The sequence below is a fragment of the Vibrio sp. 1-Bac 57 genome (genome assembly GCF_037546855.1).
GTDB lineage: Bacteria > Pseudomonadota > Gammaproteobacteria > Enterobacterales > Psychromonadaceae > Psychromonas.
Map to the genome: position 1 here is coordinate 1 of NZ_JALAAC010000020.1, position 25,962 is coordinate 25,962.

Here is a 25,962-nt window from a genome sequence, read left to right on the forward strand (position 1 = left end):
TACCCCCGCATCCAGTAATGTAGGCACTATTTGAGAAGGGGGTAAACTGGCGTATTCTTTGCTGTTACAGATCGCTAAAACTGATGCCCGTTCAGCATCAGTTAACTTATTTTTCGGCTCAGGTCTATCAGCATCAACGCGCCTATCTCCAACCGTCAAAGCATCTTCTTTTATCCAGCGACGATAGGTTCTCAGGCTTATTCCTACTTCAGAACAAGCAATTTTTTTTCTAGCACCTGCTGTAAAAGCGTTATTGATCAGAATAATTAACTTTTGTCGCTCAAGCAGTGGCGTTAGCTCTCCTCGTCCTCCTGGTCGTAGAGAGCGCTCAACTTTTTTCTGAGCACCAATATGGCAGCAGTTTCAGCAAGTGCCTTATCCTTGCGTCTCAACTCTTTTTTTAATGCCTTGATCTCGGCTTTATCATCTTTAGCCTCTTTAATACTGGCTTTGCTGCTTACTTTTTTTGTTTGCATGCCTTGCACAAACTCACTTTTCCAAGCTTTTATTTTCTCTGGATAAAAGCCATTCTCACGACAATACTTTGCCAATTCAGATTCAGTTAATGGGCTCGTTTCAATAATAATTGCAAGTTTCTTTTCCGCCGTTAAAGACGTTGAATTAGACATAGTTACACCGTTGCTTTGAGCTGTTTTTAGCCAAGTATATAAAGTGCTACAGTGTATGCCTTCTTCATCAGCAACTTCAACTACTGACCTTGATTGCGGTGGTAATACTTTACTTAAGACTGCTTCTTTTCTTTCTGGTGAATATCGATTCATTCAAATCTAAATTACCGCTCCCTGTCTTTATTATTAAGTGAAAACTAAGGGGTGACAACTAGTCTGACACAGGGGGAAGCGCAGCGCTTCGTGGTTGCTTTATGCTTTTAAACACAAAACCATTAACCACAAACTTAATGAGTTAAAAAAGATTAGGTCAAAAGTAATTAACCACGAAGGCCCGAAGTTAAAAGAAGGTTAAGTCAAAAGATAAATTGCTATAAGTATCTTAACTTTTTAATTTTGTCTTCGTGTCCTTCGTGAAGCGCAGCGCTTCGTGGTTGCTTTAATCTTTTAAAAGCAAAAACCATTAACCACAAAGTTACTGAGTTGAAAAAGATTAGGTCAAAAGCAATTAACCACGAAGGCACGAAGTTAAGAGAAGGTAAGATAAAAAGATAAAATCTTATAAATTTTTTAATTATTTCTTCGTGTCCTTCGTGAAGCGCAGCGCTTCGTGGTTGCTTTAATTTTTTAAAAGCAAAAAGCTTAAAATATGGCATTATATGACACTGCTTGTTTTCATTACAAACGAGCAAGTTTAGATTAATCATCAATATTTTTTCGAGTTGTTTACCTTAACCACCTCGTTGAACCCAATTAGAGATAACCCATGGCAAAGCGTAAATCGAGTTTTTTGAGAAAAATATGGTTCGTCCTGTGGCGCTTATTATTGGTTATAACTTTAATCTTATTAGCATTCCGCTTTGTGCCTTTGCCAACAACGGCGTTTATGATGCAAAGCCCTTATCCTGTGACACAAAAATGGATCAGTATTGATAAACTGCCATCCTCGATCTCTTTGGCCGTGGTCGCGTCTGAAGACCAACGTTTTCCTCTGCATTATGGTGTTGATTTTAGTGCGATCATTAAGGCCGTTGAACAATACGGTGATGGTGATGGGCTTCGTGGTGCAAGTACTATCACCCAACAAACTGCAAAGAATATTTTCCTATGGTCGGGTCGAAGCTTTATACGTAAAGGTCTAGAGGCTGGTTTAGCGATTAGCCTCGAGGCAGTTTGGGGTAAAAAGCGTATTTTAGAGGTGTATTTGAACATCGCTGAATTTGGTAAAGGGATTTATGGTGTTGAGGCTGCCAGCCAACTTTATTTTAAAAAATCAGCACGTTATCTCACCAATAATCAAGCAGCACAGTTAGCAGTATTGCTACCCAGTCCGCAAACACGAGATCCTCGAGATTTAAGTGTTGAACTTAACCAAAGAGTGATTTGGGTTGAGCGACAAATGCGTCAGCTTGGGTCAAACTATCTAACGTCGATGATTAAAGACTAAAGCGGATATTAAAGGCTAAAACAGATAAAGCACATCAAGACTAAGTTTATCTTTAAAAACACTGCCCTTTCGAACGAAAAAATGGGCATGCTCAATCACTCGCAATAAAGTTTGCTACAGCACCACTTATTGCATTGAAAACACAAGAATCTATTGAACCTCAACTCAATGTAATTTATTGTATTTTTATTGTAATAAGCAGGGTGAAATTTAGAAATATAACAACCTGGGTATACATTACAATCATCACATCAATTATTGAGGAGATAAAAATGTCAAATGAAGGCTATCACGAACCAATAGATGAACTGTCAAATGAAACCAGAGATATGCATCGAGCTATTACTTCTCTGATGGAAGAACTTGAAGCTGTGGATTGGTATAACCAGCGAGTCGATGCCTGTAAGAATGAAGAATTAAAAGCAATACTTGCACATAATAGAGATGAAGAAAAAGAGCACGCCGCAATGGTGCTTGAATGGATCAGACGACAGGATCCGACCTTTGACAAAGAATTAAAGGACTACCTTTTCACTGATAAGCCTATTGCTCACAAATAAAATGGGCAACGCACAAATACAAGGCGATTTTTCTACCTAACACGCCTTACTATAACCGTTATCATTCAAAGTTGATTGGTAACGGATATAACTACCTTCCCTAGCAGACTTATAACCTTTATTAAGTTAGTTCTCTGTCCTGTAAACGATTTTATAAGTTATTTTTGGAGAATATGTTGAGTAATGAATGGGACCAATATGCCGATAGTTGGGACAGTGCTCCTAGTGTTAAAGAATATGCAAAAAACGCATTTTCAGCGCTTGTTGCAACCATAAATATTGATGGTTTGAGGGTGCTTGATTTCGGTTGTGGTACAGGGGCATTAACTGAACTGATTAGTCCAAGCGTAAGAAAAATAGTAGCGATTGACCCATCTTCAGAAATGATAAAGCATTTAAATAACAAGGCATTAAATAACGTGGTCTCTGTTGCTGATTATTTGTCTGAAGATCTCATTAGCCACCAGCCAGAGTTAATCGAGCAATTTGATCTGATTGTCGCCTCCTCCGTTTGTAGCTTCTTACCTGATTATGAAACGACATTAAGTTTATTAGCATCATTATTAAAAGAGCAAGGCAGCTTCGTACAATGGGATTGGCTATCAGGTAATGATTCGGATGAAATGGGGTTATCAGTAAAAAGAGTTAAACAAGCCTTTGCGACGAATAACTTAGTGAATACGACTATAACAACGCCTTTTAGTATGAACAGTTCAAAGGGCCAGATGCCTGTTTTAATGGCGATAGGTAAAAATAGCGCCAATATTAGTCAAGCTAATAGATAACCGGATTTGATCCGTTAGCACAGCAGAAAATTACCTTAAACAGGTTTGCACTCTATAAGAGGAATAAATAATATGAAAATTAATGAAACCGGTTTTAACCCTGATTACGAAGAAGAAACGCTTACATTTGAACAAATTAGCGAGTTAACGGGCGATGCTATTATAGAGTTTGGTGCACCTTGGTGTGCTCACTGTCAGGCAGCAACAGGCGCAATAAAAGAAGTATTAACTGAGCACTCCTTAACTACACAGTCAAAGCTGCCTCATATCAAAATATATGACGGTAAAGGCAAAGTTTTAGGTCGCGCATTTAAGGTAAAACTTTGGCCAACGTTAATATTACTTCGCGATGGTAAAGAAGTTGACCGTCTAGTAAGGCCATTAAGCGCAGACCAAGTTCGTCAATTAATATTAAAATAATGAATATCTACAGTTAACCTTAGATCCAAGCTTCAATAATTCGCCTTGAACTACGCAAAAGTAACGGCACTGTATAACTAAAAAATATAATCTTATGATTTTATGATTTTAACTATCCTCAATTCCGCTTTCATTAACCAGAATTGAGGTTTTCAATGAAAATTAACTCATCACGCTCGCTATTAATAACCTTTAGTACGGTCAATTGCGTTGGGGATCTCACCGGTATCAAAATAGTTCAATAAATTCTTAGCAACTAACTTTGATGCAGTTCTGGTATTAGTCGGTGCTGATATGTGAGGCAAAATAGTTACCTTTGGCGACTCCCACAGTGCATTATCAACCGGTAAAGGTTCTATTTTAAAAACATCTAACACAGCATGATTTAAGTGACCGCTTTCTAGGTGAGATAATAATGCTTTTTCATCTATTACCTTTCCACGTGAAAAGTTAATAATCGATGCACCTTGAGGTAATAGACTTAGGTTGTGGTCGTTTAATAAGTGTTGCGTTTCATGTGTTAATGGCAATAAGCTCACTAAAATATCTGACTGTGTTAATACTTTCTGTAGCCCATCTATACCATTAAAGCATTGTACGCCTTCTATACTCGCCAGTTTACGGCTCCATCCAGAAACATTAAAACCATTAAGTCGTAGTTTCTTTGCAGATGTACTACCCAGTATCCCTAACCCTAATATTCCGATTCTTCTCTCTTTTAGTTCTACTAAATCAAGTTCACGCCAGATTTTTTGTCTTTGTTGTTGAAGGTATTTGGGCATATCGCGATGTAAATAAAAAGTCCATGCGACGACTGCCTCTGCCATTGTTTCAGCTAAGTTTGGGTCTTCCATACGCACAATATCAAATTTTGTATTAGGTAGTTCTGACACTAACCTTTCTACGCCTGCCCATAAGCTTTGTATCCAGACTAATTTAGGTAATTCTGTGAGTTGTTTAGGATCAGGGTTCGCCACGATCGCGACCTCAATATTGAGTTTTTGCTCTGGGGATAGCGCCTCATAAGCGATAATGCTCACGCCTGTTAATTGCGCTTGAATACACGTTATCCAAGCTGTTTTTTCTTTATCTGAAATTTGTCCAATAAATACAATTTGTTTAGTCATAAAGAAATACACCATTCAGAAGAAAATTCGAATTATCAATGCATCAATATATCAGCACATTAATAACAATCAAAATACAGATTCAGGGTAAGATCATGAGTATTCAAACAACAAACTGAAGGACTTTATTTGCATAGTAATGCAGTTTTGAAACGTTTAACTTTCAATCCTTTTCTCTCATACACCAACGTTTTTTAAGCTCTACGGTTTTGATCTCGCTCAATCAAAGCGGCATAAAACTAAACACCTGCCTCCTCCCAGACACCTCCCTGAAAAAATAATAAACACCTAAAATAGCAAGGTTTTCTCCTCCTATAACCTTAAAAACAGATATTATTTTCATAAATAAAATAAAAACCAATCTATATCAATTAACAGATCAAGTGATTATGATGTGCTCCCTCAACAATTTATATTATTAAAAATTCATTTTTTATCACTTTTAACGACTTTATGGACTTGTTATGAACAACAAAAATAACTCAGCTCAATCAGGTGGAGTATGGTCACGCCTGGAACTATGGAAAAAAATTCTGATAGGAATGCTTCTCGGTGTGATGGTTGGTACTTTGATGGGGCCTAGTGCTGAAATTCTTAAACCATTAGGTACACTTTTCATTAATGCCATTAAAATGCTGATTGTTCCGTTGGTTTTTTTCTCACTTATTGTCGGTATCACTTCAATGCAAGATACCAAAAAAATGGGACGAATTGGGCTTAAAGCAATTGTGCTTTATTTAGGAACCACGGCTTTTGCAATCACTATTGGTCTTGGGCTTGCTACTATTTTCACACCGGGCGCAGGATTGGAGATGGTTGCAGTATCATCAGATGCAGCGATACCTAATGCGCCGACTTTGGTCCAAACATTACTTAATATGATCCCTAAAAACCCAGTAGGCGCATTAGCAGCGGGTAATATTTTACAAATTATCGTGTTTGCTATTGGTTTAGGTGTTTCTTTAGCGTTGATTGGTGAAAAAGCCGATCCTGCGATCAAGCTTTTTGAAAGCCTTGCAGAAGCGATGTATAAACTAACTGAGTTAGTGATGAAACTTGCTCCTTATGGCGTATTTGGCCTAATGGCTTGGGTTTCAGGCAAGTATGGTGCAGACGTATTACTACCATTAATAAAAGTAATTGCCGTTGTGTATTTAGGGGCATTAATCCATATTGTTGTATTTTACAGTGGTGTGATTGCTATTGTGGGCCGCCTAAACCCTGTTCGTTACTTAAAAAGCTTAACAAACCCAGCTGCCGTTGCATTTACCACAGCAAGTAGTTCAGGCACTCTGCCAGCGACAATTAAAGCTTCACGTGAAGAACTAGGAGTTTCTAAAGGTATCGCAAGTTTCGTTCTACCACTTGGTACAACCATTAACATGGATGGAACGGCTTTATATCAAGGGGTTTGTGCTCTGTTTATCGCACAGGCATTTGGTGTTGACCTTGAGGCTGCTGACTACATTACGATCATACTAACGGCTACATTAGCGTCAGTAGGTACCGCAGGTGTCCCTGGTGCTGGTCTGATCATGCTTTCATTAGTATTAACAACCGTCGGCCTTCCACTGGAAGGATTAGCGATTGTTGCAGGTATCGACCGTATTCTTGATATGGCGCGTACTACTGTTAATATTTGTGGCGATATGATGGTTTCATTATTGGTTGCTAAAAATGAAGGAGAGCTTGATGAAGAGATCTTCGAAGGCAAAAAAGCATTCCAAGAAACGGTATAAAACTGACTGTTAATAAGATCAAACGCCGCTGACTAGTGGCGTTTTTTTAAACCTTATTTGCGCTGAAGTTCAAATAAAACACTTCAAAAAATCTTCGAGTAAACACCACTAATACCTAGCTCCAGCAATAACAGTCGCATTCACAGCCTATCAAACTGATATCTATTAATAAGACTCAATCTATATAAATCTATTGTTGACAATTTGCTTATAGACACAATTTGTTTTGCATCAATACCTAGGTAATTGGTTTGGTTATAGTGTGCCGAAGTTAACTCATCCACTACTGTGGATATTTGATAAAAATCGGAGCGAAGATTAAACATGAATCAATCTATACACGGTCATCAGGTTATGGAAATGATGGCAAAATCAGAACAAACTTATACTAAACAAGCGTTAAAAGCAGAAATTGCTACTAGTTTTGGTGAGAATGCACGTTTTCATACTTGCATGGGCAGCGACTTAAGCGCAGATCAATTGATTGAGTTTCTAGCATCGAAGGGAAAGTTTATAGAATCAGTAGAGGGGATTAAAATGCCAGAAGAGCACCTTTGTTAAATTTATAAACACTATTAATGGTTAAATGAATGTTGTCAGGTAAGATTTAATGTAGAGCATTGATAAAAGAGTGTATAAGCACTCCTTTATCAATAGCCACGTTTAATAATAATCTAAGGGCCTGTACTAGTATTTTGAAGTCCCTGTAAATATTTACAGCGACTTAACAATTAACCTTTTACATTCACTGCCGCATCTTTAAAAAAGGCGTGTAAAGTCAAGATCAGGTGCTTTTCTAGTATTTGAGATGTAAAGTCATTTAATGTGTTATAAGACTCAAAATCACCTCTTTCATGGTCAACTTGGTCTCTTACTTTAAAGTTTTTACTAAAAATAACTTCGCCTTTTTGCTGTAAAATATATTTCGCGTCAAAGTCTGCAATAATATCGTACTCAGAAGATGCAAAACCCAACGTTAATAAGTCTTTACCAAGGCTTTTTGCAAATTCATAATCTGCATAAGCAGGCCCGCGCTTGTTATATGCGGTCAGTTCAATTTTTAACGTTAAGTCAGGATTATCAACTAAATACTTAACCGAAATAGGTAACTGTTCAAATATAAGTTTAGGCAGCTCTTTTAAAGTTGATGCCGATGCAACAGATAACTCAGCTTCTTCTAATGGAGCTAAAGGTAATTGTTCTCCTCCAGTGAAGATACCAGGCTTAGGTTGGCTATATAATATTTCATAATTTAGCGACTTATTTTCATAGGCCGTATCATGTATTTTTACGACGACTGGCATTTTAATTTCTGCATGAGTTGCACATCCGGCTAACACTGACACCATTAATAATAATATTACTTTTTTCATTTTAATATCTCACGTCCTATCAATATTTGAATAGTAGGCTAGGACGAATAGAAGCCTAATAAACACATCAACAATCATCGCCGATAAAATAACACTTAGTGATTATATAAATGACTAATTTATGACAATAAATTTTCACCGGAGTCTACTACACTCTTAACAAAGATCAACAACTTAAAAGCAAAAAATTAAATTATGGGATCAACGAAAGTTAATGATAACTGAGGATGAAGAGTCGACGAACAAGGAGAGTTAATATAGAAGGTATCGTTATTATATTATTTAAAAACTAAGTTGATAGGTTTTATCAATAATCTATCAACATAAAGAATTGTAAAATTGAGATATCAAAAAATAAATTTTTAAAAATTATTGCTGCTATAAAACGCAATTTTTACATTTAAAAAAAACCAAAATAGTTATTGCAATTTGTATAAAACAGACCTCACTTACAGCATTTTGTTAGTAAGTACTAACAGATATAAACCATGCCAATTTGTCCACAATTTTATCCACTAATTTAATAATAGTTATCCCTTGAAAAATTTTCAAAAAGCTTTATCTTGTGCCTCTTCCTTAAAACCAACACTACATCTTGTGTTTTAAATGAACAATCAACACTATAAGAAATAACTGCTTGTAATCGCTAAAGTAATTATTTTGTTCTTCGAAAAAGGTAAAAAAATGAATAAAAACCTATCTGTGACCAAACGAAACGGAAAGAGAGAAAGCATTGATCTTGAGAAAATTCACCGCGTGATCACATGGGCGGCTGAAGGGCTAAGTAATGTTTCTGTTTCACAGGTAGAGTTAAATTCACATATCCAGTTTTACGATGGCATTCGTACCGACGATATTCATGAAACTATTATCAAAGCCGCTGCGGACTTAATCTCTGAAGAGTCACCAGATTACCAATACTTAGCAGCTCATTTAGCGGTATTCCATTTACGTAAACGTGCTTACCGTCGTTTCACGCCACCAAGTGTGTTTGAACATGTCAGTAAAATGGTGTCAAAAGGCAAATACGATGAGCATCTATTAGCCGATTACACCAAACAAGAATTTGAAGAAATGGACAAGTTTATCGACCATGATCGTGACTTGAACTTCTCTTATGCGGCAGTAAAGCAGCTAGAAGGTAAATACCTGATTCAAAACCGTGTTACCGGCGAGATTTATGAGAGTGCACAGTTTTTATACCTGATGGTGTCTGCTTGTTTATTTGCTGATTACGATAAAGATGTGCGTTTAGATTATGTAAAACGTTTTTACGATGCAACGTCTCAATTTAAAATATCATTACCGACGCCTATTATGTCTGGCGTACGTACACCGACACGTCAATTTAGTTCATGTGTACTTATTGAAGCAGATGATAGCTTAGACTCTATCAACGCAACCTCAAGCGCCATTGTGAAATATGTATCGCAACGTGCAGGTATTGGTATCAATGCAGGTCGTATTCGCGCAATGGGTAGTACTATCCGTGGTGGCGAAGCCTTCCACACAGGTTGTATTCCATTTTACAAACACTTCCAAACGGCGGTTAAATCTTGTTCTCAAGGTGGCGTTCGTGGTGGTGCAGCAACGGTCTTCTACCCTATTTGGCATTTAGAAGTTGAATCATTATTAGTACTTAAAAATAACCGTGGTATCGACTCAAACCGTGTTCGTCATCTTGATTATGGTGTACAACTGGGCCGTTTATTCTACCAACGTTTAATCGACAAAAAAGACATCACTTTATTTAGCCCATCTGATACACCGGGACTATACGATGCTTTCTTTGAAGACCAAGATGAATTTGAGCGTTTATACCATCTATATGAAAGTGATGAGTCTATTCGTCAAACTTCGATTCCATCAGTACAATTATTCTCACTACTGATGCAGGAACGTGCAAGTACAGGTCGTATTTACATTCAAAATGTCGACCATTGTAATACGCATAGCCCATTTGATAGTAAAGTTGCACCGGTTCGTCAGAGTAACCTATGTTTAGAAATTGCATTGCCGACTAAGCCGTTAAGTCATATTAAAGATGAAGAAGGCGAAATTGCGTTATGTACGTTGTCAGCCATCAACTTAGGTGCGATTAAGTCATTAGATGAAATCGAAGAACTGTCTGAACTAGCGGTACGCGCTTTAGATAACTTATTAGATTATCAAGATTACCCAATTCTAGCAGCAGAAAAAAGCAGCATGAATCGCCGTACGTTAGGTATAGGCGTAATTAACTATGCTTACTACCTAGCAAAAAATGGCGTGAAGTACTCAGATGGCAGTGCAAACAACCTGACACATAAAACCTTTGAAGCGATTCAATTCTACCTATTGAAAGCATCAAACAAATTAGCCAAAGAACGTGGTGCTTGCCCACTATTTAATGAAACTAATTACGCAAAAGGTATTCTTCCATTAGATACCTATAAAAAATCGCTAGATGCGATTTGTGATGAAGCCTATCACCTAGATTGGGAAACATTACGTGCAGATATCGTTAAAGATGGTTTACGTAACTCAACATTATCAGCATTGATGCCTTCTGAAACATCAAGCCAGATATCTAATGCAACCAATGGTATTGAACCACCACGTGGTTTCATCAGTATCAAAGCGAGTAAAGATGGGATTTTAAAACAGGTTGTTCCTGAGTTTGATAAATACAAAGCAAACTACGAATTGTTATGGACCATCCCTAATAACCAAGGTTATTTAGAGTTAGTAGGTATCATGCAAAAGTTTGTTGACCAAGCTATTTCAGCAAACACTAACTATGACCCTAAACGTTTTGATGATGGCAAAGTGCCGATGACTACGTTACTTAAAGATCTGTTAATGGCTTACAAAATGGGTCTTAAAACACTTTATTACCATAACACCCGTGATGGTGCTGATGATGAAAAAGTAATTGAAGACGATGGCTGTGCCGGTGGCGCTTGTAAGATATAACCGTTGTGTTTAATTAAATGTGTCATTATTGTGGATAAGTTACAATTAATTGTTATAAAAAGAATGTACTGAGTACATTCTTTTTTTTTGCTTATAATTTATGTTTCGTGCGTTTGTAGACAAAACTAACATTTTGCTTTTAAACAATAAAATAACCAGATCATTTCTACTATCTCTCCTATACTTTTTATTCAAAAAAATATCTCAATTAACTTTTTCACTTTTTTTAGATTAATAAGCAATTAAAAACAGCTTACTAAGGTCTTTATGTTTGAGTTATCCATTGCACGATGAAAAGCTGTTCGATAATAAGGCAGCGATTTTAAAATAATAAAGTCATGGGTATGAAAATTCGACGTTGGTGCTTAAGAAGTTGTTACTCAATTGAAGACCACCACATCGCATCCATATAAAGGTTATAAACTATGTTAAAGAAGATCGTACTACTGTTATTGGCAATCGTATTAATAGGATTGTTTTTTCATTTCAACTTACACCAACTCTTAACCTTAGATGGATTGAAAGGATCAATGGATCAATTCAGTGAGTTGAGAGAGCAATCCCCGCTTTTAGTTATTGGTGGTTTCTTTGTTCTGTATGTTTTAGTTACCGCTTTAGCACTACCCGGAGCGGCTATTTTAACACTAGCTGCCGGCGCTTTATTTGGATTGTTTGAAGGCTTTGTGATTGCTTCATTTGCTTCGAGTTTAGGTGCTTTAGCATCATTCTTAGTATCGCGTTACTTATTACGCGACTCACTCAAGAAACGTTTCCCAGAGCGTTTAGCTGCCATTGATGCAGGGATCAAAAAAGAAGGTGCTTTTTACTTATTTACGTTGCGTTTGGTACCGATATTTCCATTTTTCTTAATCAACCTATTAATGGGTGTTACTGCACTTAAAGCTTGGACATTCTACTGGGTTAGCCAATTAGGTATGCTAGCAGGTACGTTTATCTTCGTAAACGCAGGTACACAGTTAGCGCAAATAGAGAGTCTGTCAGGTATTTTATCTTTCGGTTTAATTATCTCATTCGTTTTATTGGGTGTATTCCCGCTCATTGCAAAAGGTATTGTTAATATGATTAAAAAACGTCAAGTCTACAAGAAATGGACTAAACCAGCTAAATTCGACCGTAATATGGTTGTTATTGGTGCTGGCGCAGGTGGCCTTGTTACTAGTTATATTGCAGCCGCAGTAAAAGCGAAGGTAACTTTAATTGAAGCCGGAGAGATGGGCGGTGACTGTCTTAACTATGGTTGTGTTCCGAGTAAAGCTATTATTAAAAGTGCAAAAATTGCTGAACAAATTCGTAATGCGCACCACTACGGTTTAGAAGATACAACACCACAATTTTCATTCAAAAAAGTAATGGAACGTGTTCATCAAGTTGTTGCCGATGTAGCACCTCACGATAGTGTTGAACGTTATACTAACTTAGGTGTTGAAGTAGAGAAAGGTTATGCAAAAATCCTTGACCCTTGGACTGTACAAATTAGCTATGAAGATGGAACAACCAAGAAACTAACAACACGCAGTATTGTTATTGCAACCGGTGCACGTCCATTTGTACCACCACTACCAGGTATTGAAGAAACAGGTTATGTGACCAGTGATACATTATGGAATGAGTTCGCTAAGCTTGAACAAGCTCCGAAAAAGTTAGTGGTATTAGGTGGCGGTCCAATCGGTTCAGAATTAGCACAAAGTTTTGCACGCTTAGGTTCTAACGTGACGCAAATTGAAATGGCTGAACGCATCATGATCAAAGAAGATCTTGAAGTGTCTGAATTTGCAACTGAATCGCTAAAAGAAAGTGGCGTTAATATCCTGACTTCACATCAAGCATTACGTTGTGAAATGAAAGACGGTAAGAAGTTCATCATCGTTAAACATAACGAACAAGAGATTGAAATTGAGTATGACCAATTATTATGTGCGGTAGGTCGAAGTGCACGTTTAACGGGTTATGGTTTAGAAGAGTTAGGTATTGAAACAAACCGTACTATTTTAACTAACGAGTATTTAGAAACTCTTTACCCGAACATCTTTGCTGCTGGTGACATTGTTGGTCCTTATCAATTTACACATGTTGCTGCGCATCAAGGTTGGTACGCTGCAGTCAATGGTTTATTCGGTAACTTGAAGAAATTTAAAGTGGATTACCGCGTGATCCCATGGACAACCTTTATTGACCCTGAAGTTGCTCGTGTTGGTATTAATGAAGCAGAAGCTAAAGAACGTGGTATTGATTATGAAATTACTCGCTTTGATTTTGAAGAGCTGGATCGCGCAATCACAGATAGTGCGACTAAAGGTTTTATCAAGGTCATCACGCCTAAAGGTAAAGATAAGATTTTAGGGGTAACCATTGTTTCAGAACACGCTGGTGATTTAATCGCAGAGTTTGTTTTAGCCATGAAACACGGCCTAGGACTGAATAAGATTCTAGGTACGATCCACAGTTACCCAACATGGGCTGAAGGTAATAAGTACGCAGCCGGTGAATGGAAGCGTAATCATGCACCACAAACAGTATTAAACTGGTTAGAGAAATACCATACATGGAGACGTGGTTAATGGCATCTGTCATAGCAAATACAACCAATAAGGTAAGCGCCCTAGTGCGCTTCACCTTAGGGGCTGCACTATTGAGCAGTTCAATGCTAAGTAATGTTTATGCTGATACAAGCACTAATTTACATGCTAGTTGGACTGAATTACTTGAGCAAAATATCTCCCCAATTAATAAAGGACACAGCACAGCAGTTGACTACGCTGCCTTTAAGAGTCAAGAAAGCGAACTACAAGTTTACCTTGATAAATTAAGTGAAGTCTCTCGTGCAGATTTTGATGCTTGGTCGAAAGAGAAGCAATTAGCATTTTTAATCAATGCTTATAATGCATGGACTGTTGAGTTTATTTTAACTGAATACCCTGACCTAGAATCGATTAAAGATTTAGGAAGTTTATTTAGTTCTCCGTGGGATAAAAAATTTATTCCGCTGTTAGGTAAAAAAATAAGTTTAAACAATATCGAGCATGATCTTATTCGCGGTAGTGACCGCTATAACGATCCACGTATTCATTTTGCCGTAAACTGTGCCAGTATTGGCTGCCCTGCACTTCGAGAAGAAGCTTACACAGCCGATAACCTTGAGCAGCAATTAACGCAACAAACTGAGCGTTTCTTAACAGATACAAGTCGTAACTACATCAAGGGTGATAGTTTTTATCTGTCGTCAATCTTTAAATGGTATGGTGATGACTTTGAAGTTGGGTTTCGTGGTACTAAGTCAATACAAAGCTTTATAGGGCTTTATGCAGAGGCTTTGACATTGAATACGCAGCAAGCATTAACATTAAAAAACCAAGATTTTAATGTTAAATTTTTAGATTACAATTGGAAACTTAATGCGACTAAGTAAATGTTTAAATAACTATTACCGTCAATTGATCATTAGTCTTTGTCTGCTAAGCGTTATTTCGCTTAGCTGCAATGTATTTGCAAATGAAGTAAATATTGAAGCTAAATCGACTTCCCGTGCTTGGCACAATGTTGAAAAACGTGGCACAAAGCAAGACGTATACTTTCATGCGTGGGGAGGCGATCAACAAATTAATAATTATATTCAATGGGTTGCTGATCAAGTTAAGCAAAAATATCAGATAAATTTACACCATGTAAAACTCACAGATACCAGTGAAGCAGTCAGTCGTGTTTTAGCAGAAAAAGCAGCAGACAATCATCGTAATGGCCAAGTTGATTTAGTTTGGATCAACGGGGCTAACTTTGCATCGATGGCCAAATATGAATTACTCGCAGCAGATTGGGCGGGAGAGTTGCCTAATTTTGAATTAACCAATCCCACTAATAACCCTGCGATGACACGCGATTTTGGTGTCCCAACACAGGGAATGGAAGCACCATGGGGACAAGCCGCCCTGACTTTTTACTTTGATAGTTTAAAAGTAAATGATGTGCCACAAACATTACCCGAACTATTAACTTGGAGTGAAAATCACCCAGGTCATTTCACTTACCCTAAACCACCCGACTTTTTAGGTATGAGCTTTCTCAAATACGCGTTGATCATTTTAAATGAACAACAGCCGGCGAATATTAAAGAAAAACTCTACCAAGAAGCGACAGTAGAAAGCCAAGTGCAATTATTACCGCAGTTATGGCAGTTTTTAGATCAATTGCACCCAACTTTATGGCGTCAAGGTAAACACTTTGTATCCAATGGGTTAGCATTGCGCCGTCTAATGGGCGATACAGAGCTACAAGTCTCATTTACCTTTTCAGCCGCTGAAATCCCTTCTGCTATTTCTCGCTATGACTTACCAGATAGTACGCGCAGCTATAGAATGAAAGATGGTAGTTTAAGCAATATCCACTTTGTAGCAATTCCTTATAACTCACCTCATATTGAGGGCGCTAAATTAGTAGCTAACTTTTTATTAAGCCCAGAAGCACAATCTAGAAAACAAAAGACAGCTGTCTGGGGCGATAGTAGTGTACTCGATTTATCACAATTAACTGCAGCACAAAAAATGCTCTTTGATGCTCCTGAAAAACAACATGCAAGCGCGAATATCATCAATATAGATAACACCCGTTTGTTAGGCGAGTTACACCCTAGCTGGGTTAAAGTCATCACAGAACAGTGGCTTACCCGCTATGGAGTACAATGATGATAGTTGCTAATACCCTGTTTACGCGTGTAGTGCGTAATAGTCCATACCTGTTAATTGCATTATTAGTAGTGCCTGTATTAGGTGGTCTATTAGGTGTGTTGTTACCTGCTTTTGGTTGGTTTCCCGCACTTGGTGCGCATGAATTTGGTTTGTTTGGGTTTGTTCAACTTTTTCAAACTCCAGGCATTGAGCGTATGGTATTGCTCAGCTTTGGTACAAGCTTAGTCAGTACATTATTAGCTTTTATAATCACTATTTTAATACTCGCGAGTTATTTCAATAGCCCATGGTTAAAACGGATCCAGCGTTTATTAGGCCCGATATTAGTTATTCCTCATGCAGCAGCCGCGATAGCAATTGGTTTTTTAATCACCCCTTCTGGTTTTTTATCTCGACTTGTTTCACCTTGGTTAACAGGTTGGGACACTCCACCAGATTGGCTTCTGCCACATGATCCCTATGGCTTAAGTATCATCTTCGGACTGACCCTTAAAGAACTCCCCTTTTTACTGTTAATCGCCCTAGGGGTATTAGCACAACCTGAAATTGGTAAAACCCTTCGTGCACAACATAAAGTGGCATCGAGTTTAGGCTATTGTCCAATGACTGGCTTTTTTAAAGTCATTTTACCAAGCCTTTACGGTTATATGCGTTTACCGCTTCTTGCAGTATTAGCTTATTCAAGCGCGAGTGTAGAAATTCCCTTAATTTTAGGACCAAACACTCCTCCAACCTTAGCCGTTGCAATCATGCAGTGGTTTAGCGATGTTGATTTAAGCTTACGTATTAAAGCGTCATCGGGGGCAATTTTACAAATTGTAATTACTCTCTCGTTATTAGGTAGTTGGTGGTTATTAGAATTATTGGTTAAAAAGTGCAGCGCGGCATTTTTAATTAATGGCGAACGAGAATATGGCGGCATGTTCATCAAGCGATTAACAGATATGATCACAATCGCGATGCTCTCCATTATTGGCTTAGCCTTAGTTGCAATGGTGTTATGGTCTTTTGCAGGTTTTTGGTCTTACCCTGATATTCTGCCGCAACAACTGGTTAGCTTGCATTGGACATCGGCCTTATTACAGATGCAAACGCCCTTATTTAACACATTGGTAATAGCCATCAGCACTACTTTAATTGCTATTGCGTTAACATTGCTGGTACTTGAAGCTGAACAACAAAATACTAAAACCATCTCTGCGATCAGTGGTTTTATTATTTATCTACCGTTGCTTATTCCAAGTATCGCTTTTCTATTTGGCATCGTTTGGTTATTTGAGCAAGTAAACAGCCAACATGCTTATGTTAATGTTGTTTTTTCGCATTTATTGTTTGTTTTGCCCTATGTGTTTTTATCTCTGGCCAACAGCTATCGTCGTTTAGATCCTCGCTTTAGCTCAGTAGCAGCAAGTCTTGGCGTGCCGCCCTCAAAAATATTTTGGCAGTTAAAATTGCCACTTTTAATCTCACCTATTTTAATTGCCAGCGCGTTAGGTTTAGCTATTAGCTTTAGCCAATATTTACCGACGCTGTTATCGGGTGCAGGTCGAATTAATACCATCACAACGGAAGCGGTTACCCTTGCTAATGGTGCAAGTAGAAGAACCAGTGCGGTTTACGCATTAATGCAGATGTTATTACCTGCACTATTTTTTATATTAGCTTGGGCTGTACCAAAATTTTTCTTTCGTAAGAGAGGTTAGGAAATCAAATGAAATCAACATTGACTCAGAAAATACCATCACTGAACATTAGTCACTTGCAATTGAAACAACAAGGAACGTCTTTATTATCTCTTAATGAAGAAGTTAAAGGCGGTGAAGTGCTAACCATTATGGGGCCTTCTGGTAGTGGTAAATCGACCTTATTAAATTGGTTAGTAGGCATGTTACCCAGCGATTTTACTGCCACTGGTGAGCTGTATTTAAATGGCCAAGATATTACGAATACCGCAAGCCACCTTCGCCATATTGGTTTGTTATATCAAGATCCTTTATTGTTTCCGCATCTAATCGTAGCAGGCAATATTGCCTTTGCGATGCCTAAGGGTGATAAACAAACGCGTCAAGATGAAATTAGCGAAGCATTAAATCAAGTAGGTCTTGCTGGCATGGAAAAACGTTGTCCACAACAATTATCGGGTGGTCAACAAGCGCGAGTAGCTTTGTTACGTGTATTATTAAGCAAACCAAAAGCAATTTTATTAGATGAACCTTTCAGTAAATTAGATAGCCAATTGCGCCAAGAAACGCGCCAATTAGTGTTTGAACAAATACAGCGTTATAGCTTACCTGCGGTGATGGTGACACATGACCAAAGTGATGCGGTTGCAGCACAGGGTAAAGTGATCACATTAGATACTGTATCTTTAAATGAAGTCGCTTCATAAAACCAAATAATAGGAAAAGAGATGCTAGATAAATTTGTCACTCCCTACATCAAACCCTTATTAATGCCCTTAGTAACGCAACTAGATAAACGTGGTGTACACGCGGATCAAATTACCGTGGTTGGTTTTGTTATTGGTTTATTAGCGGTTCCTTTATTAGCGGCACAACTTTGGACAGCAGCTTTAGTGATGATCATCCTTAATCGTGTCTTTGATGGTTTAGATGGTGCGCTGGCTCGTTATCAACAACGTAGTAGTAGCGCGGGTGGGTTTTTAGATATTTGTGTCGATTTTTTGTTCTATGCTGCTATTCCCTTAGGCTTTGCTTTAGCGGATCCGGTTCAAAATGCATTAGCCGCATCGGTATTATTAACCGTCTTTATTGGCACAGGTTCAAGCTTTTTAGCCTTTGCTATTCCCGCTGAAAAATTAAACCTAGCACGTCCACAGTTTGCTAATAAGAGTTTTTATTTTTTAAATGGTTTGACCGAGGGCACAGAAACTATCGCCTTTTTTGTGGCTTTTTGTTTATGGCCAGCTTACTTTCCTGAATTGGCTTACAGTTTTGCTTTTTTAGGAGCGATCACTATTTTTACTCGCATCAATGGCGGTTACCAAACGTTAAAAAGTCATACTGTTACGGATGCTCAACAAAGCAAAGAGCAGGATAAATAACCATGGCTGATGATGCACTTATTCGACTAGGTATATTTTTTACTATATTAGCGGTAATGATAGGCTGGGAGCATGCTTTCCCTGCACGACAGCTACCCACAACAAAAACAGCCCCCACAAAAACAACACGTTTAATCGGTAACTTTGGCATTGTTTTTATCTCCGGTTTATCCGCGAGATTAGCCCTTCCCCTTGGATTAACAGGATTTGCACTTTATTGCACTGAACAGCAATGGGGATTATTTAATCTTGTTCAACTACCAGGTTGGCTAACTATTACCTTCAGTTTACTGTTGTTAGATATGCTCATTTATTGGCAACATCGATTATTTCATAAAGTACCCTTACTATGGCAATTGCATAAAGTACACCATGCAGATTTACATGTAGATGCCAGTACAGGGTTGCGTTTTCACCCATTAGAGATTGTTGCTAGCCTGTTTATTAAAGCCATTGCAATCATGATTTTAGGCATTCCAGCCTATGCGGTTATCTTATTTGAAGTGCTATTAAACGGGTTTGCTTTGTTTAATCACGCCAATATACGCTTACCTAAAAAAGTAGAGAAAATAACACGATTAATTTTAATGACTCAGATATTACATCGTATTCACCACAGCCAGTTATTTAAAGAAAGTAACTCGAATTATGGTTTCAGTGTCATATGGTGGGATAGATTATTTGGTAGTTATTCTGCACAAGCCACTAAACCCGATTTGGAAATCGATATTGGTATCACAGAATTTCCAGATGCAAAAGACAATGCAAATTTGTGGGGATTATTAACTATGCCTTTTAAACACAAATAATAAGGTTGCATTATTTTTTTGCATTAAAAATAAAAACAAAATTAAACTAAAGCCGTGATCGGATCGTAGTAAGTTGTTAAGATACGCGAAATTAGAATTCTGACGGAGAGTCACATGGCTTATACAACATTCTCAACCCTTTCCAACGATGCTATGAAAGAACCTATGTTCTTTGGTAACCCAGTTAACGTGGCTCGTTACGATCAACAAAAATTTGAGGTATTTGAGAAGCTTATTGAAAAACAGCTGTCTTTCTTTTGGCGTCCAGAAGAAATTGACGTTAGCCGTGATCGCATCGATTTTTTAAATCTACCGGATCATGAACAGCATATTTTTATCTCTAACTTAAAATATCAAACGCTGTTGGATTCAATTCAAGGCCGTAGCCCAAATGTTGCACTACTACCGATTGTTTCATTACCTGAATTAGAAACTTGGATTGAAACATGGGCTTTCTCAGAAACAATTCATAGCCGTAGTTACACGCATATTTTACGTAACCTATTTACTGACCCGAATGAAGTATTTGAAGATATTGTTAATAATAATGAGATTCAAAAACGTGCTATCGATATCTCTTTTTATTACGATGAACTTATCCATGCAGTGCAATTCATGCAGTTACACGGATTTGAGCAAACGGAAGTAAAATACGTCAACATTCAAGGTAAAACAGAAGCATTGACACTACGTGATATTAAGAAAAAATTATATCTCTGTATCTGTTCAACTAATGCCTTAGAAGCGATCCGTTTCTACGTATCATTTGCTTGTTCATTTGCTTTTGCTGAGCGTGATTTATTAGAAGGTAATGCAAAAATCATCAAGTTGATTGCACGTGATGAAGCGTTACATTTGAACTCTACACAGCAAATGTTAAATCTATGGGCTGACGGTAAAGATGATCCAGAAATGGCAGAGATAGCGTTAGAGTGTTTTGCTGAAGGTCGCGCTATTTTCATGAAAGCTGCTGAGCAAGAGAAAGAATGGGCACAATACCTATTTAAAGATGGCTCAATGATCGGCTTAAATGAACAAATTTTATGTCAATACGTTGAATACATTGCTAACCAACGTATGCAAGCGATTGGTTATGAAGCACCCTTTGAAGTTAAAAGTAACCCAATCCCTTGGATTAACCATTGGTTAGTCAGTGACAATGTACAAGTTGCACCGCAGGAAGCAGAAATTAGTTCTTACTTAGTAGGACAAATTAACAGTTCCGTGGACAGTGCAGATCTTAGTACTTTTGAACTGTAAAACAGTTTAAAAAATGTCATCAACACTGACTTATAACGGCAAACCCTACCCGCTTGATCCGAACAAGACATTGCTTGAGAATTTAGAGTCTCAAGCGGTGTCCGTTGAGTTTCATTGTCGAGATGGGCACTGTGGCGCTTGCCGTTCTATTTTGCTAGCTGGCACTGCAAATTATAGCGATTTCCCATTAGCTTATTTGAAAGATGGTGAAGTATTACTCTGCTGCAGCAAAAGCGAAGACGACATCTGTATTAAGAGTCAATAACAGCACACATGCTGTTTTGCTCTTTATCTCTCAACTCCCCCCCTTCTATTTCACTCGAAGAACAATAATACTAAGTTTCACATTTAATCAGAGCTAACCATTATAACGATTTAGGCCCAGAGCCTTCTGCTTTTAGCAGACTAATTAAGCAAAAACGATGTAATATTAACCAACAATATTGAGCATCTATTTAGTAGGATTGGTATTTTGAAGGTATTATAAAGTTATTCTTTAAAGCTTTTCTTAAATGGAATAATTATGGCTAAAATTACTAATGACATTGCAACAAGTGATTATGGGATCACATTTCAACACGAAAAAATGCAAAGTGGAGAGCTGCGCTTTAGATTAATAAGTGAGGATGGAAGTTCCTATATACGAACTGTAAACGCAAAGCATGGGGTCTGGCAAAACAGCCATCATCATCAAGCGATTAAAGAAACATATATTGTACAAAAAGGTTGGGTGGCCGTGGCTAGTTTAATTGATGGCGTATTGTCTTTAGAAATAGCCAATACTGGGGATACCTTTTCGGTACAACCTCTTATAATCCACAACTTATATCTGTCTGCTGATTCAGTCATACACACCATTAAACAAGGTGCATCAATAAGCCATGATTGGTTTGGAAATAGCGATTTAGATAAAGCGACCAAGCACCTATCAGAAGAAGACATTAAAAAAATAATTACCTCAATTCAAAACAAGCCCTTAATATAAATAACATCAGCTGTTTTTAAGCAATGATTAGTGCTCAAACTCTGGATATTTTTGCTCATATTTTCATTGAGAGAGTTTATACTCGTTACCTTTAAAGATACAAAAATCAGCAAGGTAAACTGATTTTTGATATAAAATTAATGAGCTGACCAATATTAATTTGACTGAGACTACTTCTCATTAAATAAATATAAATAAGCCTAACTAAATGGGTAGTGTTATAATAAAATGATATCAATTTTTTATACATGGAATTTATCATCGGCATGATGCTGAAAGTACCCCTCTTACTTATTTCATCTATTTTACTGTTCTGTTTTTCAGGACACCTTTTCGCGCAAGCTAAATTCACCGATGGCTATGAAGCAGCGCAGTCTGGAAATTATAAAAAAGCAGTACAAATCTGGCTTCCACTCGCAACACAAGGCGACCCTGCAGCTCAATATACAATCGGTTGGATGTATGAAAGTGGACAAGGTGTGCCAAAAGATTTCAAAAAAGCAATTTATTGGTATCAAAAAGCAGCGATGCAAGGTAACCCTGCTGCACAATATGTAACTGCGACCATGTATGCTAAAGGAGCTGGTATTAAGCAAGATTATAGCCAAGCACTGCACTATTTTTTGCTCGCTGCAAAACAAGGTGATGCCATTTCACAATACCAAGCGGGTGATTATTATTTCAACGCGATTGGCACCGAACAGGACATCAAACAAAGCATCTATTGGTATCAACAATCTGCAGAACAAGGTCATGTTAATGCGCAAGTAAGCTTAGGTAAGTTATATCAAAGCCCTCCCGATAATAACTTAGGCATAAAGCAAGACTATAAAAAATCCATTTATTGGTATCAAAAAGCCGCGAATCAAAAAAACTTTGCAGCTCAATATGAATTAGCGATGATTTATGAAAAAGGCTTAGGAGAAAAGCAAAGCTACCCTAAAGCTATTCAGCTTTATACAAAATCTGCTAATAACGGTTATTCCCCCTCAGCTTATCAATTAGGGCGATTGTTAGAACTAGGACAAGGCTCACCTGCAAATTTCCCACAGGCTTTAGTTTGGTTTCGTCAAGCGGCATTGCAAGGCAATACCGATGCTCAATATCGACTTGGTTATTTATCACAGATGGGTAAAGGCACCGCTAAAAATATTCAGGTGGCTATAGAATGGTATACGCAAGCATCGCGCCGTGACCATGCACAAGCTTATTATCAACTGGCACAAATATATGAATATGGTACTTCTGGTTATCCACATGATATAAGTAGAAACTTACAGAAGGCATTTAAAAATTATCAATATGCTTCCGCATTAGGTTTTAAATTAGCGCATGCTAAATTAGCTTACTTTTATGAACATGGCATTTTTACTAAGGTTAACAAAGCTGAAGCGATAGCATTGTATAAAAAAGCATCGCAGACTTGGGCAAAAACAAAGTTAGAAAAACTAGTAAGCCATGAGCAATGTTTAGCTACCGCGACAACTTTATTATTCTCTGAGTTAATCAGTTGTGCCGACCGCGCTTTATTACGTGAAAAAATAAAGCAGCAATCGATTAAAGTTTTGTCAGAAGATAATAGTCAATGGGCAGATCGTTATTTTACCGGCGCCATGATCAAAGGCTCTAGTGAGCTGAACATTAACTACACACGAGAAAATCAATTCGTCAAAGCTACCTATACTTTTGTTGGCCGTAATAATCCGGCATTGATAGGTAAAATAAAACAACAATTAACTGAACGTTATGGGCAACCCCACTTATCTATTGGTGAAGCACTTAAAGGTGAAGCGAGTTTTCAATGGACACTGAAAGACAGTATTATATTAAACGTATATCGTTTCTGGCCCGATACCACTACTTTTGTTGAATATATTCAACCGCAAAACCTGCAATTGCAAAAGAACCAACAGCAACAATCAATGGAACATGCATTCAGGCCTGAATCAGAACAACAATCCGAATCAACAACTTCGACTCCAATGACATTGTTTTAAGTGAACTTTTAAATGCGATTTGCAGATAAGAGTACTGACCTCTCAAGCAATGAGTCGTTGTCCTAGCTACACCAATCTCATAAACTATGTCGCAATAAGGTCATAAATTTATTTAAGTAAAGTAATGCCTTTTTCTTCATGCTTATGAAAAAATACAAAGATAACAATGGTGACACTAAAATTTAGAAATATATTTACGACGCATATTTACAATACATATTTATAAAAAAATAAGACTTAAAATTTCAAAGATGTTGAATAACAATACTGAAAATGATTTAAAAACTTAAATTCAGATAAAAACAATCACCCATTTACAATAAGAGAACTCATGGATAGCACAATATTACTCTTTATAGGCGTTGCCTTTAGCTTTGGAATGTTAATTAATTTAACCGGACTACCGCCTATGGTTGGTTTTTTATTAGCCGGTTTTAGCCTTAATTTTTTTGGTTTTGAATCCACTGATGCTTTAGTAACGTTTGCTGATTTAGGCGTGACCTTGTTGCTTTTTTCTATTGGCTTAAAACTCAATATTCGCACTTTATTTAAATCCGAAGTGTGGGCAGGAACGACTATCCACCTTGTTTCCAGTATTGTGTTTTATACGTTATTGCTATTTGCGATCAAACAAATTGGTGTCTCACTTTTCTCTGAGTTAGATATTGCAGGCATTGTCCTCATCGCCTTTGCATTAAGCTTTTCCAGTACCGTTTTTGCGGTGAAAATTTTAGAAGAAAAGAGTGAAAGTAACTCTCTTTATGGTCGTATCGCCATTGGTATACTGATCATGCAGGATATTTTTGCGGTACTATTTTTAACTATTTCAGTCGGAAAAATCCCCTCTTTGTGGGCGATAGGGTTACTGGCTTTACCTTTAATCAGACCTATTTTATATAAACTATTAGACAAAGCTGGGCATGGTGAACTACTGGTCCTATATGGTTTCTTTTTAGCGTTAGTGGTCGGTGCGGGGTTATTTGAAAGTGTCGGTATGAAAGCTGACTTAGGTGCTTTGATTGCAGGTATGCTGCTAGCAGGTCACCCTAGTGCTAAAGAGATGGCTCGGTCATTGTTTAATTTAAAAGAGCTGTTTCTGGTTTGTTTCTTTTTAAGTATTGGATTATCTGGTCTGCCTAACGTTGATCACCTTATGGTCGCTGGTATTTTATCCCTTTTATTAGCGGGTAAAATCATCTTTTACTTCTTAACCTTAAGTAAATTTAAACTACGTTCACGTACCTCATTATTCGCTGCTTTCAGTTTAGCCAATTACAGTGAGTTCGGCTTAATTGTCGCATCATTAGCAACTCATAAAGGTTGGTTAAGTCAGGACTGGTTAATTATTATTGCCATTGCTGTCTCCCTGAGTTTTATTATTTCTGCTTTATTAAATAAATATGCTGATGCGCTTTATATGCGTTATAGCTTAGCCTTAAAACGTTACCAATCAACGCGTTTACATCAAGATGATCGACCAGTTCGTGTTGGTGATGCTCAAATCTTAGTAATGGGAATGGGCCGAATTGGTGTCGGTGCTTACGACGCATTAAAAGATACCTACGGTGAAAAAGTGATGGGTATTGATTACAACCATCATACCACCGTGCAACATCGTGAAGCAGGTCGTCGCGTGATCACCGGCGATGCATTGGATTCAGATTTTTGGAGCAAATTACAACTTACAGACAATGTGAAGTTAATTTTATTAGCCATGCCCGACCATAATGGTAATCGTTATGCCGCAGAGCAATTAAATAAAATTGATGGTCATACCTTCAAAGTCGCCGCATTAGCGCACTATAAAACCGATGAAGTCGAATTAAACGAATTAGGCGTGCATTTAGTTTTTAACATGTACGAAGAAGCCGGAGCAGGTTTTGCCCGCCATGTTTGGTCAGATTTGGAGAACGTTTTACCGGATAGTCCCTATAAACTCGACTTATAGAACCAAATATTATGGAATCAGTTTTTTTTGTTACTAAATTGTACTGATTTCATGTGACTTTTGATGTTTATTCTGCAAAAATCATAAACCTCAATATGTTGATCTAGTTTGATCACTAAGCGAATTGTTTAATAATCTTACGCTTAGAAGTAATTCAAGAAGTA

Annotated in this window: 22 protein-coding genes and 1 pseudogene; 20 read left to right on the top strand and 3 right to left on the bottom strand. The window is 37.6% G+C overall.

From position 1 onward, the window contains the following. Nucleotides 1-293: 293 nt before the first annotated feature. Nucleotides 294-782: a transposase gene (locus MT391_RS13280; RefSeq protein ID WP_499498486.1), complete on the bottom strand. Its 489-nt coding sequence runs from the start codon at nucleotides 780-782 to the stop codon at nucleotides 294-296. 613 nt (nucleotides 783-1,395) lie between these two features. Between MT391_RS13280 and mtgA the strand changes: the two genes are divergently transcribed. The 4 genes from mtgA to MT391_RS13300 all read left to right on the top strand — a co-directional run bounded on the left by mtgA (nucleotide 1,396) and on the right by MT391_RS13300 (nucleotide 3,841). Beyond that, nucleotides 1,396-2,076: a monofunctional biosynthetic peptidoglycan transglycosylase gene (mtgA, locus tag MT391_RS13285; protein ID WP_499498488.1), complete on the top strand. Its 681-nt coding sequence runs from the start codon at nucleotides 1,396-1,398 to the stop codon at nucleotides 2,074-2,076. Between the two features lie 272 nt (nucleotides 2,077-2,348). Next, nucleotides 2,349-2,636 (top strand): encapsulin-associated ferritin-like protein, encoded by a 288-nt coding sequence (locus MT391_RS13290; protein ID WP_028869728.1) that lies wholly within the window; start codon nucleotides 2,349-2,351, stop codon nucleotides 2,634-2,636. A gap of 173 nt (nucleotides 2,637-2,809) precedes the next feature. Further along, nucleotides 2,810-3,421 (top strand): class I SAM-dependent DNA methyltransferase, encoded by a 612-nt coding sequence (locus MT391_RS13295; protein ID WP_499498490.1) that lies wholly within the window; start codon nucleotides 2,810-2,812, stop codon nucleotides 3,419-3,421. 72 nt (nucleotides 3,422-3,493) lie between these two features. Continuing rightward, entirely contained in the window at nucleotides 3,494-3,841 is a 348-nt protein-coding gene (locus MT391_RS13300) for a thioredoxin family protein (RefSeq protein ID WP_299666097.1), read from the top strand. Between the two features lie 182 nt (nucleotides 3,842-4,023). On the opposite strand, the gene MT391_RS13305 is transcribed toward MT391_RS13300, so the two are convergent. Continuing rightward, on the bottom strand, nucleotides 4,024-4,968 hold the full coding sequence (locus MT391_RS13305) for a 2-hydroxyacid dehydrogenase (RefSeq protein WP_499498492.1): 945 nt from the start codon (nucleotides 4,966-4,968) through the stop codon (nucleotides 4,024-4,026). A 464-nt stretch (nucleotides 4,969-5,432) separates the two neighbouring features. On the opposite strand from MT391_RS13305, the gene MT391_RS13310 reads away from it, so the two are divergent. Both MT391_RS13310 and MT391_RS13315 read left to right on the top strand, forming a co-directional pair. Then, entirely contained in the window at nucleotides 5,433-6,707 is a 1,275-nt protein-coding gene (locus MT391_RS13310; protein ID WP_166369645.1) for a dicarboxylate/amino acid:cation symporter, read from the top strand. A gap of 324 nt (nucleotides 6,708-7,031) precedes the next feature. After that, nucleotides 7,032-7,268 (top strand): YecH family metal-binding protein, encoded by a 237-nt coding sequence (locus MT391_RS13315; protein ID WP_299666087.1) that lies wholly within the window; start codon nucleotides 7,032-7,034, stop codon nucleotides 7,266-7,268. A gap of 170 nt (nucleotides 7,269-7,438) precedes the next feature. Here the strand turns inward: MT391_RS13315 and MT391_RS13320 are convergent, their stop codons facing one another. Further along, a complete protein-coding gene (locus MT391_RS13320) occupies nucleotides 7,439-8,080 on the bottom strand; it encodes a hypothetical protein (RefSeq protein ID WP_499498494.1) in 642 nt (213 codons plus the stop codon). Between the two features lie 684 nt (nucleotides 8,081-8,764). On the opposite strand from MT391_RS13320, the gene nrdA reads away from it, so the two are divergent. The 14 genes and pseudogenes from nrdA to MT391_RS13390 all read left to right on the top strand — a co-directional run bounded on the left by nrdA (nucleotide 8,765) and on the right by MT391_RS13390 (nucleotide 25,798). Continuing rightward, nucleotides 8,765-11,035 carry a class 1a ribonucleoside-diphosphate reductase subunit alpha gene (nrdA, locus tag MT391_RS13325; protein WP_166369639.1) on the top strand — a complete coding sequence of 757 codons (2,271 nt, stop codon included), beginning with the start codon at nucleotides 8,765-8,767 and terminating at the stop codon, nucleotides 11,033-11,035. Between the two features lie 530 nt (nucleotides 11,036-11,565). After that, nucleotides 11,566-11,997 (top strand): annotated as a pseudogene (locus tag MT391_RS13330) (TVP38/TMEM64 family protein); the annotation flags it as partial. 117 nt (nucleotides 11,998-12,114) lie between these two features. After that, the gene (locus tag MT391_RS13335) at nucleotides 12,115-13,614 is read left to right on the top strand and encodes a dihydrolipoyl dehydrogenase family protein (protein ID WP_499498561.1); all 1,500 of its coding nucleotides are present in this window, start codon (nucleotides 12,115-12,117) and stop codon (nucleotides 13,612-13,614) included. Next, nucleotides 13,614-14,462: a DUF547 domain-containing protein gene (locus MT391_RS13340; protein ID WP_499498496.1), complete on the top strand. Its 849-nt coding sequence runs from the start codon at nucleotides 13,614-13,616 to the stop codon at nucleotides 14,460-14,462. The genes MT391_RS13335 and MT391_RS13340 overlap by 1 nt, the downstream gene beginning before the upstream one ends. Then, a complete protein-coding gene (locus tag MT391_RS13345; protein WP_499498498.1) occupies nucleotides 14,449-15,732 on the top strand; it encodes an ABC transporter substrate-binding protein in 1,284 nt (427 codons plus the stop codon). The genes MT391_RS13340 and MT391_RS13345 overlap by 14 nt, the downstream gene beginning before the upstream one ends. Then, on the top strand, nucleotides 15,729-17,438 hold the full coding sequence (locus MT391_RS13350; RefSeq protein ID WP_499442616.1) for an ABC transporter permease: 1,710 nt from the start codon (nucleotides 15,729-15,731) through the stop codon (nucleotides 17,436-17,438). Before MT391_RS13345 ends, MT391_RS13350 begins: the two co-directional genes overlap by 4 nt. Before the next feature lie 8 nt (nucleotides 17,439-17,446). After that, entirely contained in the window at nucleotides 17,447-18,124 is a 678-nt protein-coding gene (locus MT391_RS13355; RefSeq protein ID WP_499498500.1) for an ATP-binding cassette domain-containing protein, read from the top strand. Between the two features lie 21 nt (nucleotides 18,125-18,145). Then, the gene (locus MT391_RS13360) at nucleotides 18,146-18,799 is read left to right on the top strand and encodes a CDP-alcohol phosphatidyltransferase family protein (protein ID WP_166369629.1); all 654 of its coding nucleotides are present in this window, start codon (nucleotides 18,146-18,148) and stop codon (nucleotides 18,797-18,799) included. Nucleotides 18,800-18,801: 2 nt separating this feature from the next. Next, nucleotides 18,802-19,608: a sterol desaturase family protein gene (locus MT391_RS13365; protein ID WP_499498502.1), complete on the top strand. Its 807-nt coding sequence runs from the start codon at nucleotides 18,802-18,804 to the stop codon at nucleotides 19,606-19,608. A gap of 114 nt (nucleotides 19,609-19,722) precedes the next feature. Then, nucleotides 19,723-20,868 carry a class Ia ribonucleoside-diphosphate reductase subunit beta gene (gene nrdB / locus MT391_RS13370; RefSeq protein WP_166369625.1) on the top strand — a complete coding sequence of 382 codons (1,146 nt, stop codon included), beginning with the start codon at nucleotides 19,723-19,725 and terminating at the stop codon, nucleotides 20,866-20,868. Between the two features lie 13 nt (nucleotides 20,869-20,881). Next, nucleotides 20,882-21,133: a class I ribonucleotide reductase maintenance protein YfaE gene (gene yfaE / locus MT391_RS13375; protein WP_166369623.1), complete on the top strand. Its 252-nt coding sequence runs from the start codon at nucleotides 20,882-20,884 to the stop codon at nucleotides 21,131-21,133. 258 nt (nucleotides 21,134-21,391) lie between these two features. Further along, a complete protein-coding gene (locus tag MT391_RS13380; protein ID WP_499498504.1) occupies nucleotides 21,392-21,853 on the top strand; it encodes a hypothetical protein in 462 nt (153 codons plus the stop codon). Between the two features lie 266 nt (nucleotides 21,854-22,119). After that, nucleotides 22,120-23,850: a tetratricopeptide repeat protein gene (locus tag MT391_RS13385; protein WP_499498506.1), complete on the top strand. Its 1,731-nt coding sequence runs from the start codon at nucleotides 22,120-22,122 to the stop codon at nucleotides 23,848-23,850. A 331-nt stretch (nucleotides 23,851-24,181) separates the two neighbouring features. After that, nucleotides 24,182-25,798 (top strand): cation:proton antiporter domain-containing protein, encoded by a 1,617-nt coding sequence (locus tag MT391_RS13390; protein WP_499498508.1) that lies wholly within the window; start codon nucleotides 24,182-24,184, stop codon nucleotides 25,796-25,798. The last annotated feature ends 164 nt before the right edge of the window (nucleotides 25,799-25,962 follow it).

Excerpts from the sequence above, each read along its gene's own strand:
- MT391_RS13280 (WP_499498486.1), bottom strand. The coding sequence starts at position 782 with ATGAATCGATATTCACCAGAAAGAAAAGAAGCAGTCTTAAGTAAAGTA.
- MT391_RS13360 (WP_166369629.1), top strand. The coding sequence starts at position 18,146 with ATGCTAGATAAATTTGTCACTCCCTACATCAAACCCTTATTAATGCCC.
- yfaE (WP_166369623.1), top strand. The coding sequence starts at position 20,882 with ATGTCATCAACACTGACTTATAACGGCAAACCCTACCCGCTTGATCCG.
- MT391_RS13320 (WP_499498494.1), bottom strand. The coding sequence starts at position 8,080 with ATGAAAAAAGTAATATTATTATTAATGGTGTCAGTGTTAGCCGGATGT.
- MT391_RS13290 (WP_028869728.1), top strand. The coding sequence starts at position 2,349 with ATGTCAAATGAAGGCTATCACGAACCAATAGATGAACTGTCAAATGAA.
- MT391_RS13310 (WP_166369645.1), top strand. The coding sequence starts at position 5,433 with ATGAACAACAAAAATAACTCAGCTCAATCAGGTGGAGTATGGTCACGC.
- mtgA (WP_499498488.1), top strand. The coding sequence starts at position 1,396 with ATGGCAAAGCGTAAATCGAGTTTTTTGAGAAAAATATGGTTCGTCCTG.
- MT391_RS13380 (WP_499498504.1), top strand. The coding sequence starts at position 21,392 with ATGGCTAAAATTACTAATGACATTGCAACAAGTGATTATGGGATCACA.
- nrdB (WP_166369625.1), top strand. The coding sequence starts at position 19,723 with ATGGCTTATACAACATTCTCAACCCTTTCCAACGATGCTATGAAAGAA.
- MT391_RS13385 (WP_499498506.1), top strand. The coding sequence starts at position 22,120 with ATGATGCTGAAAGTACCCCTCTTACTTATTTCATCTATTTTACTGTTC.
- MT391_RS13305 (WP_499498492.1), bottom strand. The coding sequence starts at position 4,968 with ATGACTAAACAAATTGTATTTATTGGACAAATTTCAGATAAAGAAAAA.
- MT391_RS13365 (WP_499498502.1), top strand. The coding sequence starts at position 18,802 with ATGGCTGATGATGCACTTATTCGACTAGGTATATTTTTTACTATATTA.
- MT391_RS13315 (WP_299666087.1), top strand. The coding sequence starts at position 7,032 with ATGAATCAATCTATACACGGTCATCAGGTTATGGAAATGATGGCAAAA.
- nrdA (WP_166369639.1), top strand. The coding sequence starts at position 8,765 with ATGAATAAAAACCTATCTGTGACCAAACGAAACGGAAAGAGAGAAAGC.
- MT391_RS13355 (WP_499498500.1), top strand. The coding sequence starts at position 17,447 with ATGAAATCAACATTGACTCAGAAAATACCATCACTGAACATTAGTCAC.
- MT391_RS13390 (WP_499498508.1), top strand. The coding sequence starts at position 24,182 with ATGGATAGCACAATATTACTCTTTATAGGCGTTGCCTTTAGCTTTGGA.
- MT391_RS13300 (WP_299666097.1), top strand. The coding sequence starts at position 3,494 with ATGAAAATTAATGAAACCGGTTTTAACCCTGATTACGAAGAAGAAACG.
- MT391_RS13345 (WP_499498498.1), top strand. The coding sequence starts at position 14,449 with ATGCGACTAAGTAAATGTTTAAATAACTATTACCGTCAATTGATCATT.
- MT391_RS13295 (WP_499498490.1), top strand. The coding sequence starts at position 2,810 with ATGTTGAGTAATGAATGGGACCAATATGCCGATAGTTGGGACAGTGCT.
- MT391_RS13350 (WP_499442616.1), top strand. The coding sequence starts at position 15,729 with ATGATGATAGTTGCTAATACCCTGTTTACGCGTGTAGTGCGTAATAGT.
- MT391_RS13335 (WP_499498561.1), top strand. The coding sequence starts at position 12,115 with ATGATTAAAAAACGTCAAGTCTACAAGAAATGGACTAAACCAGCTAAA.
- MT391_RS13340 (WP_499498496.1), top strand. The coding sequence starts at position 13,614 with ATGGCATCTGTCATAGCAAATACAACCAATAAGGTAAGCGCCCTAGTG.